This window comes from Rivularia sp. UHCC 0363 (genome assembly GCF_034931125.1).
Lineage (GTDB): Bacteria > Cyanobacteriota > Cyanobacteriia > Cyanobacteriales > Nostocaceae > Rivularia.
In genome coordinates this window covers 6022-20982 of record NZ_JAYGHM010000058.1, presented here as the reverse complement: position 1 = coordinate 20982, position 14961 = coordinate 6022, and the positions used below count along the sequence as shown (strand labels likewise).

The following is a 14961-nucleotide window of genomic DNA, read 5'->3' as shown; positions in this document are numbered from 1 at the left end:
CGGTGCTTGTATTTAGTGTAATTTGGGTAAACTGGATTTATATAGCTTCTAAGTATAAATTTTGCCTTTGTAAATCAAAAATATAATTATATATCTAGAAATCTATCTTAAAGTTACTGGTAAAATTCTTTGTTAATATAGATTTTTACAATAAACTTTCCAAACAAAAAATATGTTTTCGTTGATAAATCAAGAAAAAAATTAAATTATTAACAGGGTAAAAAATATGATGTTTAGCGCCACTGAAGTTTTGATAGATGCTTTTGTAAATCGGGTTAGAGAAGGATATCGTCGTAGCTACGGCAGCTTAAAAACGGATTATCAAGATATTATTGCTTGGGTAGGAAGCATGGCTTTAGAAAATATTGCTAACAGCGATGCTCTGTACCATAACGTCGAACATTCAATCTTGGTTACATTAGTAGGACAAGAAGTTTTACGCGGCAAACATATTAGAGAAGGTGGTGTTTCTAGCGAAGATTGGCTGCATTTTATTATCTCTTTGTTGTGCCATGATATTGGCTATGTTAAAGGAGTTTGTCGTCAAGACAAAGAAGAAATAAGCCTGTACGCTACAGGTAAAGATGGAGCAATGATTTCTTTACCGCTAGGGGCTTCAGATGCTAGTTTGACCCCATATCATGTAGATCGGGCAAAACTATTTATTGATGAACGTTTTGGCGGTCATAAATTAATCGATTCTGAAGTGATAAAATCCAATATAGAATTAACTCGTTTCCCCGTACCAGCAGCAGAAGATCATCAAGAAACTAATAGTTGTGCAGGTTTAGTACGCGCTGCCGATTTAATTGGTCAATTAAGCGATCCTCGTTATTTAAAGAAAATTACTTCTTTATTCTACGAATTTGAAGAAACTGGGATGAACAAAATTTTAGGTTACGAAAACCCTGCTGATTTACGTAATAATTATCCAAAATTTTATTGGAATGGTGTTTATCCATATATCAAAGATGGACTGCGTTACTTATCTTTAACTCAACAGGGAAAACAGATAATTGCTAACTTGTACTCGAACGTATTTGTTGTAGAACACGAAAGACCGCAGGAAGAACAAATATTAATAGAAAATCTCGAAATTAGAGAAGTAGGAATCAAGGAATTATCCGAGCGAAGACACGAAACAGTAAAAGCAAGATCGAGAGTTAGTTAAATCAGTTAACAGTTGGCTGGGAACCCTGGGTAAGAGGTGCCTCTGGTATCAATGGAGGCAGAGCCTCTGGAAATGCATTACAAGGTGGAACCTTGTAACGAGAGCTTTTGGTTTTTCAACATTTGACTGTTGGCTGGGAACCCTGGGTAAGAGGTGCCTCTAGTATCAATGGAGGCAGAGCCTCTGGAAATGCATTACAAGGTGGAACCTTGTAACGAGAGCTTTTGGTTTTTCAAATTCCAGATTCTGATAGATTTTTCTTTAAATATCCCGGTAGGATTAATAATGGCAGCGAACCGAATATTAATCCTAAATCTTTGATGTCTCTCATCCTCAATTCAGAATATAAAAGCTTTGGTGGAAAACTCGGCTTTTATTCCCATTCCTCAACTACCTGTAACGGTGAAATGCGTTTCAGCGTTTACCAACCACCTCAAGCTGTATCCCAAAGCTTACCAATCCTTTACTTTCTCTCCGGTTTAACTTGTACTGAAGAAAACTTTATGGTCAAAGCTGGAGCGCAAAAATATGCAGCAGAACACGGTTTAATATTAGTTGTACCAGATACAAGCCCGCGCAACACTGGAATTAAAGGTGAAGATGACGACTACGATTTCGGTACGGGTGCGGGTTTTTACGTTGACGCAACCGCACAACCTTGGTCATCTCACTACCAAATGTATAGCTATGTAGTCAAAGAATTACCCGAATTAATCGCCGCTAATTTTCCAGTCCAGCAAGATAAACAAAGTATATTTGGTCATTCAATGGGGGGACACGGAGCTTTAGTATGTGCCATGCGAAACCCCAAAAAGTATAAATCGGTTTCAGCTTTTGCCGCGATCGCCGCACCGATACAATGTGATTGGGGAAAAAAATGTCTTAGTCGTTATTTGGGTGAAAACAAAGAAAGTTGGCGCGAATATGATGCGACTGAACTAGTAAAGCAATTTGGTTTTCACAGTGAAATTTTAATTGACCAAGGTACAGACGATAAATTTCTCCAACAGCAGCAACTGCTTCCAAATTTGTTTGAAAAAGCTTGCAATGAAGTAAATCAACCCCTGAATCTACGTTATCAAGAAGGTTACGACCACAGCTATTATTTCATTTCCACATTCATAGAAGACCATATCCGTCATCATGCAAAAGCTTTGAATCAATAAAAGGTTAAAGGTTAAAGGTTAAGTAACTCCTAACTCCTAACTACTAATTCCTAACTCCTAACTCCTAACTCCTAACTAATTATGATTTGGCAAGCTGATTTTTATCGTCGTCCGCAACCGAATGCATCGGGACAAGTATTTTGGGATTTATTTATTATTGATTCAACTTTGAATTTTAAATATGAAGCGAGTTGTCCTCAGTCACAAGCTAATTCTGCTTGGGTGACTTCGCAAATTCAGCAAGCATCTGATAAATTACCGGATGTTATTCAGGTGTTTCGTCCCCAGTGTTTGAGCTTAATTGAACAAGCGGGGAATAATTTGGGTATTAAAGTTGAAGCAACTCGTCGTACTACTGCGTTAAAGAAATGGTTGAAGGAAAAACAGCAATTTACGGCTTTGGATAAGCCACCACCCATACCTTTATCAGAAAATCTCTGGGGGGATAAATGGAGTTTTGCTACTTTACAAGCTAGTAATATTACAGAATTTATTAACGAACGTCCAATTCCTGTTTTAGAAACACCGGATTTTTTATTGCCGATAAATCTGGGTTTGGCTTCAACGGTACAGGTTCCGGGTACCGTAATTTATGGTGGACGCAAATCTATGCGTTTGGCTAGATGGTTGCAGTCCAATCGACCTGTAGCTTTAAATTACATTGCTGGTGCGCCGGATGGGTTGGTTTTGGAAGCAGGTTTGATAGATAGATGGATTGTAGCTACCTTTGAAGATGAGGAAGTTTCAGAAGCTGCAAAGCTTTATCAACAACGCAAGCAGCAAACTCAAGGATTGCATTTTTTATTAGTTCAGCCAGATGATTCTGGGATGACTTATACTGGCTTTTGGCTGTTGCAAGAAGCATAACTATTACAAGTAAATCTAAATATCTATGACTTAATAATTAAATTTGTCAACTATTAAGAGATAGATTTATATTCGTTGTCACAACTTTACTTATTAGGGAAGTTTGAAGCAGTGTCAATGAGGTAAGCTACGAAAGAAAATACTAGCGATATTTTACAAGCAATAGACTAGGTTCTGGCAATATTAACTCTAATAAATATAAATGAAATTTAGAAATTTAAGGGAGCAATTTAATTTACCTCTCAAGTTCTGGATTGTTACCCTAATTGCCTTTATCAATTCGGTTAGCTTCACAATAATTATTCCGTTACTGTATCCTTATGCGAAACAGTTTGGACTTAACGATTTTCAAGCAAGTTTACTGACTACAGCTTATGCTTTACCTCAATTTATCGGTACTCCCGTTTTAGGAAGACTTTCAGACCGATTGGGAAGAAAACCTTTGCTGGTGGTAAGTTTATTCGGCACGGTTTTATCTGGTGTTGTTGCTGCGGTAACTCCCGTAGCTTGGCTGTTATACGTTGCACGTATGGTTGATGGTTTTACTGGTGGAAATACTTCTATTGCCAGTGCTGTAGTTAGCGATATTACCACTGTAGAGCAACGTGCTAGGGCTTTTGGTATTTTTGGTGCTGTGTTCCGTTTGGGCTTTGTTGCAGGACCGGCTTTAAGTTATGTAGCGCAGCAATTACCAACGGTTGGGAGTGTAACTTCATTGGGAATGAGTTTTCTTGTGGGTGCGGTTATAGCAATGTTTGCAACCATTTTAACTATTTTCTTCTTACCAGAAACTCTACCTCCCTCCGAAAAACACCAGTTTCGTTTGAGTTTGAATGATTTTGGCTTTATCAGAATTTTTCAGTCCGCAGTTCGACCAAAGCTAGGTAATCTTTTTGTGCTAACTTTTTTAAGTGGTTCGAGCTTTACGATTTTTACCTTTGCATTTCAACCGTTTGTATTAGAAGTTCTCAACCAAGATGCCAAAACATTAGCAATTACATTTGCTGTTGTGGGGATGGTAGGATTTATCTCTCAAGTTTTTGCACTTGAACCGCTGAGGAAAAAATTCAATTTAATTGATATTCTATCTTTATCGCTATTTGCGCGGGGAATCACCTTTTTATTGATTCCAACTTTCCCCTATCTCACCGCGTTTTTTATCATTATTGTGATTTTTGGCTTCGTTAATTCCTTCCCGATGCCTTTAATAGACTCGATTTTATCTTTAAATAGTACGCAACGAGAACAAGGAGAAGTTTTAGGAATTAATGCATCTTATCTAAGTATTTCTAATGCGATCGGACCGCCAATTTCAGGTTTGCTGGTAAGTTTTGGTTATAAAATTCCCTTCTGGATTACAGGAGTACTTACTGTTCTTACAGCCTGCTTTGCTTTCACGCTCAAATCCAACTTTAAATGCGAAGGGAAAGGGAGTAGGGAATAGGGAATGGGGAGTAGGGAACAAGGAAACAATAAATGATTCCTAACTCCTAACTCCTAACTTCTAACTCATTTCCTTACCTGTTTTAGCATCGCAACTAAAGTATGATGAGCATCTTCGGCATTTTCCAAAGTACGATCAAATTGAATGCGGACGGGTACTTGTTCTTCGTTTACCTGAGCTTGCAAATTCATTCCTTGGGCATCAATAGAAAGCATCTGTGCTGCTGTAGCATCGGCTAAATCGCCGTAAACCTTGGCATAAAGCGCTACCGCTTCCGCATGGTCTTCGTTCATGTGCTTGCAAATGCGATCGCTTACTTGACTAGAAAATTCATCCGACATGACATACTCCCGATTAACTTTACTTTCTTTGAATTTTAAAGCTTAATTAGCTTATACAGCACCCCTAAATAATTCTCGAACCTCAAACCCGATTTTTTGGGAAAACTACTCAAAACATTAAGTACTAAAAAATACCTTATATTATTAGCTAAGTAATTAGACTGACATAAATGTTTAGCAAAAAAAAAGACCATTGACTAGTAATTAGTAGGCTTTGTAACATTTCCATCTTTATCAATGTAATTGATTTCATTAAACTTATATGTAGAAAATTTTTTACAATTTTTTTTCTGATAAGTAGTAATTTTCACTGAATCAGGAATATAAAACAAATTTACTGAAATCCAGACCCATGAGTGCAACTAGCCACCGTCGTATAGTTATTGGGGATGTGCATGGTCACTATCAAGGCTTGATGCAATTGTTAGAGGCGATCGCCCCAGTAGCGGAAGACCAAGTTTATTTTCTTGGCGATTTAATAGATAGAGGTCCCCAGAGTTCCCAAGTAGTAGATTTTGTCAAAAACAATTCTTACCCTTGCTTGCTGGGAAATCATGAACATATGTTAGTCAAAATTCTTACAGACAAGAAGACTTCAACCCCAAGCGTACAAGGATGGCTTTACAGCGGTGGACAAGCAACTTTAGCGAGTTACGGAACCGGGAAAATACCCCAAGAACATCTTGAATGGTTCCAAAGCTTACCTTTATATTTAGATTTAGGAGACATCTTTCTAGTTCACGCTGGTGTTGACCCTACAAAAACCATAGAAGAACAAAGCGCAGAACAATTTTGCTGGATTAGAGATCAATTTCACAGCATTAAAAAGCCTTATTTCTCAGATAAAGTAATTATTGTCGGTCATACCATCACCTTTACCTTTCCTGAAATTCCACCGGGTAAAATTGCCCGAGGTGCGGGGTGGCTCGATTTAGATACAGGTGCTTATCATCCCCGTAGCGGCTGGTTGAGTGCATTTGATGTTACAAATCGTCTGGTGTATCAAGTCAATGTGTTTAAACACAGTGTCCGCACCTTACCTATAGAAGAAGCATCAGCAAAAGTGAATTTTTATTCAGCAAAAGTTAGCCGTAATAGTAGCAGTTTATGGGCTTAATTAAAGGTTAAAGGTCAAAGGTAAGAAATTTCTAATTTGTAACTCTTACCTCTGAACTCCTAACTTCTACAATAATGGTTGAACACTTTGCCGATATGCAGCTTGACTTAAACCATCATTCCCTTTATTACGCTCAGCGTTGACCCAACTCTGAAGATATTGCACCCGATTGCTAGGTGAAGGATGAGTACTCAAAAACGTCGGAACAGAACCCCTGCTTTTGCTTTCCAATTTCTTCATAAAAGAAACCATTGCTTGAGGAGCATAACCAGAATCTGTGAGCAATTTTAATCCAAGCTGGTCTGCTTCTTTTTCGGCTCCACGACTGTTAGGACGACGATAAGCTAGTTCTACACCAAGCTGAACTAATTTGTTTTGTTCCACACCTGCTGCTGTAGCTAAACCATTTGCGATCGCACTTTTTCTCATCTGTTCTATTACATGATCGCCTTCAATATGACCCATTTCATGGGCAATTACACTTGCTAATTCTGCTTCATTGTCAGCAGCTTTAATTAGACCAGTATTAATGTAAACATATCCACCAGTAGTCGCGAAAGCATTTATATTGTCATCTCGGACTACTTGAAATGTGTAGGGAATGTTTTTTCGAGTATTTTGCGCTTCTAAACGCTTACCAATTCTTTTTATATAATTATTTACTTGAGAGTTGCTGTAAAGTTTTACATCACTACTGAGCAATTGCTGATTTATTTGTCTACCAAGCTGAATCTCTTGCTTGTCTGATATATTAGAAAGTTGAATTATTTGGACACCTTGGAAGAGTACATCCCATATGGAACGACCTTGAGCCAAAGTAGGTGTAACTAAACACAAGGTTATCGCCGTAACTACGGAAACCAACGGATAAAAGAATCGCTTTCGTAAAGAACGAAAATTTAAATAAAAGTTTTTCTTTTCCATCATCAAATTCAAGGAGGTTTTTAGAAGAACGTAGATTATATGACGAATAATAGCTTTATTAAGTTGCACTTCTTGCTTGCAATCAAATAATGGCACAGTCGGTTATCTGGTCTGCTTGACTTAACAGTAGCTTTGCTGTTAGACATAGCAACGAATCATCATTTTTTTCATGAAAGCCATTTGGAGTAGTGTTATTAATGAAATGTCCCAATGGTATTTTATTCGTATGTAAATCTTAAATACCTTAACTTCTACTAAAAGTACTAAAGTTTACAAATATCAATCCTCTATTCTTCTCTTAATAGGAAAAATCAGCTATGGCTATATTAGATTCCAAAGGTCGTTTATTTGGTAAGTTCAATATCTTAGATATCGGTGCTTTATTAGTAATTTTACTAGTAATTAGCGGTATCTTTTTCTTTCCAGGCACTACTGGCTCGGTAGCTCAAGTAGGTACTACAACAAAACCCATCGAAGTTGATTTGATTGTGCGGGGATTGAAAGTAAAGGATATAGATAGATTATCTGAAAACGGATTTAAAGAAAAAGGCAAAACAAACGTTATTATCCGCAATCAACCCTACGGTCAAATTCCCATTAAATCGATTCAAGTGCTACCTAGAGACATTCTCGTTACGCAACCCGACGGTACCGTAAAATTAGTTAAAGACCCCAGGGATAATGTTTATAGTACAGATATGCTTTTGACTTTAGCAGGTAAAGCCACAATTACCGATAGTGGCCCTGTTTTAGGTAATAGTAAAGTAAAAATTGGGATGCCCTTTGAATTGGAAGGGTTTAACTACAACTTTAATGCCAGTGTAATTGATGTCAGAATTGACGGTAAATAATAAATTGAAGTTAAATATACCTAAAATAGTGCGGGAAAAAGATAGCCCCGTCTTTTTAAAGCGGGGTGCAATTTTGACACGGGCAAATTTATTTGCCATGAGATGATATTATATATTTAGGCTATATGCCAAGATTTTTGTCCATAATCGACGGTTGAAAGTACTGGGATAATATTTGGACGAAGTATCAGGGAAGTTTCTATGCAGGGTTTGTCCCAAGGACGGAGCCGTTCTAATTGGAGGCATAGAGATGTTGAAAAAAACCGCGAAGCGAGTAAGCTAGTCCGAAAGTCCGAATCCTGATTGTCGGTAGAGCAGTTCTCCTAAAAGCTAGAAAACTATAGCCAGATAGCTGTTTTATGCAAATAAAATCGGGCGACAAGCTATAGCCGAATTCCAGCCGAACCCGCGTCTATTTATAGCGCGGAGTGTCTCAGCTCATAATTAAAATCAATCGTAGGGTGTGTTATGCCGTAGGCTAACGCACCTTATTTATTAGCGGTATGTTAATTCTATTAATTATAATAAAACCTTTTTGATGAAACATTTAATCAAAACCATTACCTGCTGCTTGCTTCTTCTTCCTCTCGGTTGCGATCGCATTCCCGCAAAAAATAAATCAACGCTGCAATTACAAACCAAACCTTTACAACAACTATCAACATCAAACGAATGGACACCGCAAATGGAAGCGGAATTCCAACGACGTGCAAAACGAGTAATTACCCAACTAACGGGTCAGAATTACGGAACTACATCTTTTGAAAGCGAAAAACGTTCTTATCCTAAAGCGATGATTGATTTTCTTGCAGGAAATCGGCAAAGATCGATCAATTTTCTTCAAGCTGAAGATGCAGACGCTAAAAGTTATCCCCACACTCTCGGAATTGATTTTTATTCCAGCTTTACTCTTAAAGGACAAGTCCGCAAATATTTCTACTTTGGTAAATATCTTGACCCAGCATATCGTCAGCGAATGAAACAAGCGATGCAGCTTCTCACCGCAGAAGACCCGTTAAAGCGTCGTTTTCCTAACCGTCGCCAATTTTGGGCAAGGTCAACCGATAATTGTGATAGTTGGGTAGATTGTCGCAACACCGATAATTTGAAAGCAATGCGAAATAGTGCGGTGTATTTGTTTGCTGAAGAAACGGGGAACGAAGCAACCCGACAAATTTACAAGCAAAAAATCCGGCGAGATATCAGCAATTTGTATCAAATAGGACAAGGTGAGTGGGATTCGGAAAACTACCTTGGACATACGATTACTGCTTATCTAAATCTTTATGACTTTGCCAAAGATCGAGAAGTGAAAGCCGTTGCTAAAGCTGGATTAGATTGGCTTTTAGCTTCAGGTGCGTTGAAATATTGGCGGGGTGGATTTGGTGGTCCCACGAAGCGCGACTACGGTAAAGGTAATTGTGTTTGGTGTGCTTTGTCTAGCCATGAATTAGGGCTTTACTTCAACGATTCACCAATTAATGACCCCAAACCTTCCCCCGATTCAGTTCATGTAATTACCAGCAGCTATCGTCCTCATCCGGCAATTGTAGCTTTAGCAAAAAAGCAGTTTAATAAACCAGTAGAATTGCTTAACTCTAAACCGACTTATGAAAATTGGAAACCAGGTAATGATGCTGCACCGCAATTTCATGAAACCTTGTATTTCGCTAATACTTTCCAAATAGGTACTTTAGCTCAAGGTTCCGGTGGTGACTGGAATGGTTTTAAAATGATGGCTTTTAATCGAGAGCGTGGTGTTGATTATTTTATTGCAGCTACAGGTACAGAACCGAAAAAAATATCTACATCTAGCGTCGGTGGTGACAATATCGCACAATACCGCAATTTAGTAATCTTCCTCAACGATAAGCAAGAAGTACCTTTTCAATTTTTTTTACCGAAATCAGCCAAGATAGAAACTCAAAAAAACGTCACTTTTATTCGGTACGAAAAAACATGGTTGGCTCTAACACCGATAAATCTTGATATTGAAGGAATTAACGCTACTAAAACTAACACAATAAGTAAAAACTATCCTCAAGATCAAATTATAACTGCTACTGGTACGAGGAATAGTTACAGTGGGTTTGCTTTAGAAACGGGTGAAAAAGAAACTCACGGAGATTTTCAGCAGTTTCAGAGTTCGGTACTTGCTAAATCTCGTTTAGATATAAATCAAATCAATAACGGTGTAGTTGAATATCAAGGGGTTGTCGGAAAAGTGAAATTAAAGCATCAACAATTACCCAAAGTTTGGCGAAATGGTAATTTACACGATTGGAAAAATCACTTCGCAGTTTACCAAAATGCTGGAGGAGAAAAAACACCTATTTATCAAGGTTGGAAACAAGGTGAAATTCAAATAGAAGCAGGTGGTTACAAGTTTACCAGCAAGCTTAGATAAGGGTAGAAATTAACCCAATACAATTGAACGATTTAAATTTGTATTTATATTTATTCCAACTCTAACTACTAGCAATAAGTGTGATTACTTTCAACTTTGTTAATCTAAAATACATTGTTTTTTAGCAGACAATGCAATCTAACTTATATCCGACTATATTAATTGTTTGTATGCGTACAAAATCAGTAAATAATCAATTATTATAGCGAAATTTAACTGAGTCGTAACCAAAAAATGTTGATGTTTAATATTTTGATATGTTAGCTTATAGGTGTGAACAAGTCATAAAAAGGTCGCATTTACGACAAAATAATAAGGATGTGAATACAGAAAAGCATCAGGTATATCTTACTAGTTATTAACCTTTGCATCCTTAAATAGTACAGAATAATCATAGAGTTCAGTAATCGAAAAGTCAATACAAATATTGTTCCTCTTATTCCTTAAATTAATTTCAATCTGTACAAGGTCAAAGTAATAGAAGCCTCAATTTGAGTAAATATTATATCTATGACCGCTGCGAGATCATCGAATGCGAGCAAATTGACGCTTACACTTACCTACGAGATTTTCTCAATGCTGCCCTTTGAATTTGTAGTGATTGGTAAACCAGTTTCTCATCAAGCAAAAGAACGCAAGCGCGTTAATGATTGGAAACAACAAGTTCGTGAAACTGCACAATCTTATTGGAATCAAAATACTCCATTAGGAGATTATGTCCAAGTTATTATTACGCATTATTATGATGCAAATCCCAGTGACGAATCAGCCGTTCCAGATAGCGACAATATAGTAAAGCCAGTCAGGGATGCTTTAAATGGTTTGATTTATGTTGATGACTATCAGATTACTGACTTCATCAGCCGTCGTCGCAACCTCAATGGTTCTTTTAGAATCAAAGGTATTTCTCCGGCTTTGGCAGAAGGTTTTTCTAAGGGTGAAGAATTTTTGCACATTAAAGTTGAATCTGCACCAGACCCTGGAGATTTATCTTAATAGAGGTAATCTGACATCATATCTACGGTATTTTACTCGTGTATATCGTGATCGATTAACTACTAGAATGCGCTTATTATATTTAATTAAATTAAATTAAATTATATAATAAGCGCCTATTTTATTATTATCTTCAAGCATTAAAACGACTGTTAAATTTTGGTTAATTAATGAAAGTTATTATCAGTAATGCAGTGCATTTAACAGTACTATTTCGATAGGTTTGCTCTATAATAAGTAAAGTGATTGATACTTCAACTTCACCGGAGCAACTCTCAGTAATAGATATGAGCTATCAGGACAATCAAAATCCATTAGAATATCGGCGACTTCTAAAACTTGCTAAAGAATACCGCGAGCAAGGTTATTCAGTCACCATCAATCCATCCCCGGAAAAGTTACCTACGGTATTGGCAGATTGTTCGCTTGATTTGATAGCCGTAAATGATAATAAGGTTGTTGCTGCGAAAGTTAGAACCCGACAAACTTTAAGCTGTAATGGTTCTGAAGATTTACGCCGAATTAGTAGATCGGTACAGCAACTTCCTGGCTGGGAGTTTGAATTGGTAGTTACAAATTCGCGTCCAAAAGCTAGTTAATTCTACTTTTATCTGTTTATAGTTTTATTTGTGCTTCTACTTACTTGATTCGGGTTATTATAGGGAGTTTTCCCATGTCTATAATTTTATAAGTCATCAGTCACAAAGAATATGGCTGATGACTTATTATTATGTATCGAGCAAATGTATAAACTTTCTAATTAAGCCAATTGTGACTCCTGGTAATTCCAACTGAGGTGTCAGACCAACAGAGTCTAATTGTTGAAAAACTTTGATTGCTTGAGGATTCATTTGCGCGAGACGCTGACCGATTTCTGGTCCGGTAAATTGCGATTTTTGCCCCCAAATAATCGCTGTCGGAATAGTTAATTGTTGAATATATTGCGATAAATCAAAGCACAAGTCCCCCCTGACAAAAGACAAAGCGGCATATTCTGCATTTGGCTGTTTTGCAGACTCTAAATAAGCTTCTACAATTTCTTGATAAACTCGGTCGGAACTACCAAATTGCCGTTGCTCTAAAAAACTACGAATACCGTTGCTGGTAGCAACCCCCGCACTATAAATGAACTTATCTAAAATTGGAGTACTAACTAACTGCGCGAAAAAGCTGCGGGAATAGTTTTCACCAAAATCAGAAAGTCCTGCTGGAGTAGTCAAAATCAAACACTTGAATAATTCCGGATGAGTTATGGCAACTCGAATTGTAAATGCTGCTGTTAGAGAAGAAGCAATTACTCTGACCGCACCATCACAGGTTTGCTGCAAAAATTCCGCGATCGCACTCAAATAATCCTCAACTTGGTAGTTTCGTGCTGGATGCTCCGACTCACCCCAACCAATCAAATCTGGGGCAATAATCCGATATTCTGCTGCAAAGGCTGGATAAACTTTTGACCATTCATAGGCAGAAGACCCACCACCAAATCCGTGCAAGAATACTAAAGTTTCTTTGTCTGTACTCGCAGTCTTATCCTGCCAAGGAAAGCCTGTATTGGTATAGTAAATCATCCTACCCAACGATGTATTTACCGAGCAACGCTCAAACCCCAATGGCTGAAACATAGATATTTATGTTAATTGTGTCGCGATTTTTTGGGATGGGTGATTACCTGCTATTCAATACGTTCGACACGCAAGTTACAACTTACCCCCTACTTTAATTATCAGCTAAATCTTCACATAATCACTTCTTACTTTAGAGAGATTAAGCAGATGTAAATTTACAAGCTTACTTGTAAAGATTTGGTGTTTATTTTTTCATCGAATGAAATATTTAGGCTTGAAAATACTGCGTTCCAACTACTTTTACTGGTGTTTAATATAACTTTAGCTAGAGGTTCGCGTTGAGAATTTTATGATAACCTATCAGAAACATCACGGATAGCAATCAACGTCAACAAAACTGAGAACATTTCTTACTGATTGAGTCCTTGACTGTAATAGTTCTGAATAATGCTTGTTGATTTTGCTCGTAAGCTTTTAAATCGAATGCAGTCGAGAAGACGCAATTCCTATCTATATATTTAGTAATTTTGATTTTTATTTGAGCAATGGTAAAGCAAGCTTATATTCCATCGGGTATAACAACGCTTGAGGAGCCTTTATTTAAGTTTGACAACCTTAATAGTTATTCTCAAAGTTATACACCAACTTATTCAAATTTAAAATGTCCGCTAGATTATACAGTTAATTCCTCAGTAACTGAGTGTATTTTTTTAGATCTAGATAATTTAAAGTGTTTTGAAGTCGTGGAACGTCAATACGAGAGTAGAGGCATAATTTTTCATAATTGTATCGCCATCGAACCTTCAAATCCAGCATTCCCACCTCATTCCGGTGTAGTAGTATTAATGGGTTCGCCCCATAGCGGACTAGTGGAAGCTAGCTTTGTGCGTCCCGTCAACTCAGTTAGTGCCTTTGTTACCAGTTCCCAGCGATTAGTGCTTTCTGCTTACGATCGCGATCGCCAACTGTTAAATCAAGCGGTATTACCGTCGGGCAATCTTGCTAACTCTGACTCAGGAATAGTTCCAAATACTTTATTATCTGTATCGGCTCAGAATATTCATTCTGTTAGCTTCCGTGCTTTTGATGGTCAATTTACCATTGACGACTTAAGCTTTTGCCATTAGCGTTGCCAATCGCAAATTTTCCTTTTATAATTGCGACTTTGTATAAGTAGCTTTTACTGATAGATTTTCGGTTAAATCTGGTAAATACTATTATAGATTCTAGTTTTTTGATAGAAAACTATACCCGACAGTAAATTTTAAACATTGGTAGGTAAGTAACGTGGCAAAATCGGCTTCGTCTTCTTGGCAGCGATTCATCAAAAATATCCCATTCAGGGAACTTCCGCACTTAAAGACAACAGCCACCAGCCGAATATTACAGCATCGAAACCCAGCCCAGTTTCTTTGGTTCCTGACAATTGTCGTTGCCATGCTTTTGTGGAATCCAAAGTTATTATTTTCTTGCGGTACGGGCGCTTTCGTAATGTTATTAGTCTATTCGATGCCGCAGTGGAATTGGTCGCAATTCTGGTGTCAAGTACGTAATTTCCTACAAACTACTCGCGGACGTTTAGTATTATCTGTAATCAGTGGTTTATTAGCTTGCTTAGGTACTTATACAGCAGTGGCGATTTGCGTAAACTCTAACAATGTTTGGATTGCTGCGGGTGCGATCGCGCAAGGTTTAGCAAGTATACTAATTCTAGTTTTATTAGCGTGGCTGCCCATGAATTTATATGGGAATCGCGAGCAACTGGAATTAGAACAGTTATCAGAATATTTGATAGATACAGATCCCCTCAAACGTTTAATTGGCTTGCGTAAGTTAACAAAATTAGCAACTCGTCAACTTGAGCCAGACACAAAGCAATATATTGTTGAATGCTTGCAACTTTTGCTGACAAAGGAATCAGAAACAGCAATTCGAGATGCAGCTTTTAACAGCTTACAAGCATTAGAACCAGCGGTAATTGGGTCAAAAAGTATGAAATTAGTACCCTTGTCTGTCAAAGCCAAAAATCGCGTTTCATGTTGAATTGGGCATTGGGCATTGGGCATTGGGAATGGGGCATTGGGCATTGGGCATTGGGCATTGGGCATT

General features: G+C 37.6%; 14 protein-coding genes. 11 read left to right on the top strand and 3 right to left on the bottom strand.

All coding sequences use genetic code 11. The annotated features are described in order from the left end of the window. The first annotated feature begins 229 nt into the window (after positions 1-229). The 4 genes from VB797_RS26110 to VB797_RS26095 all read left to right on the top strand — a co-directional run bounded on the left by VB797_RS26110 (position 230) and on the right by VB797_RS26095 (position 4648). Positions 230-1171 (top strand): Npun_R2479 family HD domain-containing metalloprotein, encoded by a 942-nt coding sequence (locus VB797_RS26110; protein ID WP_323240708.1) that lies wholly within the window; start codon positions 230-232, stop codon positions 1169-1171. A 320-nt stretch (positions 1172-1491) separates the two neighbouring features. Then, on the top strand, positions 1492-2337 hold the full coding sequence (gene fghA / locus VB797_RS26105; RefSeq protein WP_323240707.1) for an S-formylglutathione hydrolase: 846 nt from the start codon (positions 1492-1494) through the stop codon (positions 2335-2337). Positions 2338-2415: 78 nt separating this feature from the next. Continuing rightward, entirely contained in the window at positions 2416-3204 is a 789-nt protein-coding gene (locus VB797_RS26100; protein WP_323240706.1) for a Tab2/Atab2 family RNA-binding protein, read from the top strand. Between the two features lie 202 nt (positions 3205-3406). Then, complete coding sequence (locus VB797_RS26095; RefSeq protein WP_323240673.1) at positions 3407-4648, top strand: MFS transporter; 1242 nt, start codon at positions 3407-3409, stop codon at positions 4646-4648. Positions 4649-4713: 65 nt separating this feature from the next. Here VB797_RS26095 and VB797_RS26090 read toward each other — a convergent pair whose 3' ends face one another. Next, positions 4714-4989, bottom strand: a complete 276-nt coding sequence (locus tag VB797_RS26090) for a DUF2470 domain-containing protein (RefSeq protein ID WP_323240672.1) — start codon at positions 4987-4989, stop codon at positions 4714-4716. A 352-nt stretch (positions 4990-5341) separates the two neighbouring features. Between VB797_RS26090 and VB797_RS26085 the strand changes: the two genes are divergently transcribed. Next, the gene (locus VB797_RS26085) at positions 5342-6106 is read left to right on the top strand and encodes a metallophosphoesterase family protein (RefSeq protein WP_323240671.1); all 765 of its coding nucleotides are present in this window, start codon (positions 5342-5344) and stop codon (positions 6104-6106) included. A gap of 66 nt (positions 6107-6172) precedes the next feature. On the opposite strand, the gene VB797_RS26080 is transcribed toward VB797_RS26085, so the two are convergent. Further along, the gene (locus VB797_RS26080; protein WP_323240670.1) at positions 6173-7126 is read right to left on the bottom strand and encodes a M48 family metallopeptidase; all 954 of its coding nucleotides are present in this window, start codon (positions 7124-7126) and stop codon (positions 6173-6175) included. A 221-nt stretch (positions 7127-7347) separates the two neighbouring features. Here VB797_RS26080 and VB797_RS26075 point away from each other — a divergent pair, with 221 nt between their 5' ends. The 4 genes from VB797_RS26075 (at position 7348) to VB797_RS26060 (ending at position 11883) form a co-directional block, all read left to right on the top strand. Then, complete coding sequence (locus VB797_RS26075) at positions 7348-7881, top strand: DUF4330 domain-containing protein (protein ID WP_323240669.1); 534 nt, start codon at positions 7348-7350, stop codon at positions 7879-7881. A gap of 685 nt (positions 7882-8566) precedes the next feature. Beyond that, complete coding sequence (locus VB797_RS26070) at positions 8567-10288, top strand: hypothetical protein (protein WP_323240705.1); 1722 nt, start codon at positions 8567-8569, stop codon at positions 10286-10288. 576 nt (positions 10289-10864) lie between these two features. Continuing rightward, positions 10865-11284, top strand: a complete 420-nt coding sequence (locus VB797_RS26065; RefSeq protein WP_323240668.1) for a RusA family crossover junction endodeoxyribonuclease — start codon at positions 10865-10867, stop codon at positions 11282-11284. A 242-nt stretch (positions 11285-11526) separates the two neighbouring features. Then, complete coding sequence (locus VB797_RS26060) at positions 11527-11883, top strand: hypothetical protein (RefSeq protein ID WP_323240667.1); 357 nt, start codon at positions 11527-11529, stop codon at positions 11881-11883. Between the two features lie 129 nt (positions 11884-12012). On the opposite strand, the gene VB797_RS26055 is transcribed toward VB797_RS26060, so the two are convergent. Beyond that, complete coding sequence (locus VB797_RS26055) at positions 12013-12909, bottom strand: alpha/beta hydrolase (RefSeq protein ID WP_323240666.1); 897 nt, start codon at positions 12907-12909, stop codon at positions 12013-12015. A gap of 488 nt (positions 12910-13397) precedes the next feature. Between VB797_RS26055 and VB797_RS26050 the strand changes: the two genes are divergently transcribed. Both VB797_RS26050 and VB797_RS26045 read left to right on the top strand, forming a co-directional pair. Next, a complete protein-coding gene (locus tag VB797_RS26050; RefSeq protein WP_323240665.1) occupies positions 13398-13979 on the top strand; it encodes a hypothetical protein in 582 nt (193 codons plus the stop codon). A 160-nt stretch (positions 13980-14139) separates the two neighbouring features. Beyond that, the gene (locus VB797_RS26045) at positions 14140-14895 is read left to right on the top strand and encodes an armadillo-type fold-containing protein (RefSeq protein WP_323240664.1); all 756 of its coding nucleotides are present in this window, start codon (positions 14140-14142) and stop codon (positions 14893-14895) included. The last annotated feature ends 66 nt before the right edge of the window (positions 14896-14961 follow it).

Coding starts and splice junctions, on each gene's coding strand:
- VB797_RS26110 (WP_323240708.1), top strand. CDS start 230: ATGTTTAGCGCCACTGAAGTTTTGATAGATGCTTTTGTAAATCGGGTT.
- fghA (WP_323240707.1), top strand. CDS start 1,492: ATGTCTCTCATCCTCAATTCAGAATATAAAAGCTTTGGTGGAAAACTC.
- VB797_RS26095 (WP_323240673.1), top strand. CDS start 3,407: ATGAAATTTAGAAATTTAAGGGAGCAATTTAATTTACCTCTCAAGTTC.
- VB797_RS26090 (WP_323240672.1), bottom strand. CDS start 4,989: ATGTCGGATGAATTTTCTAGTCAAGTAAGCGATCGCATTTGCAAGCAC.
- VB797_RS26085 (WP_323240671.1), top strand. CDS start 5,342: ATGAGTGCAACTAGCCACCGTCGTATAGTTATTGGGGATGTGCATGGT.
- VB797_RS26075 (WP_323240669.1), top strand. CDS start 7,348: ATGGCTATATTAGATTCCAAAGGTCGTTTATTTGGTAAGTTCAATATC.
- VB797_RS26070 (WP_323240705.1), top strand. CDS start 8,567: ATGGAAGCGGAATTCCAACGACGTGCAAAACGAGTAATTACCCAACTA.
- VB797_RS26065 (WP_323240668.1), top strand. CDS start 10,865: ATGCTGCCCTTTGAATTTGTAGTGATTGGTAAACCAGTTTCTCATCAA.
- VB797_RS26055 (WP_323240666.1), bottom strand. CDS start 12,909: ATGTTTCAGCCATTGGGGTTTGAGCGTTGCTCGGTAAATACATCGTTG.
- VB797_RS26050 (WP_323240665.1), top strand. CDS start 13,398: ATGGTAAAGCAAGCTTATATTCCATCGGGTATAACAACGCTTGAGGAG.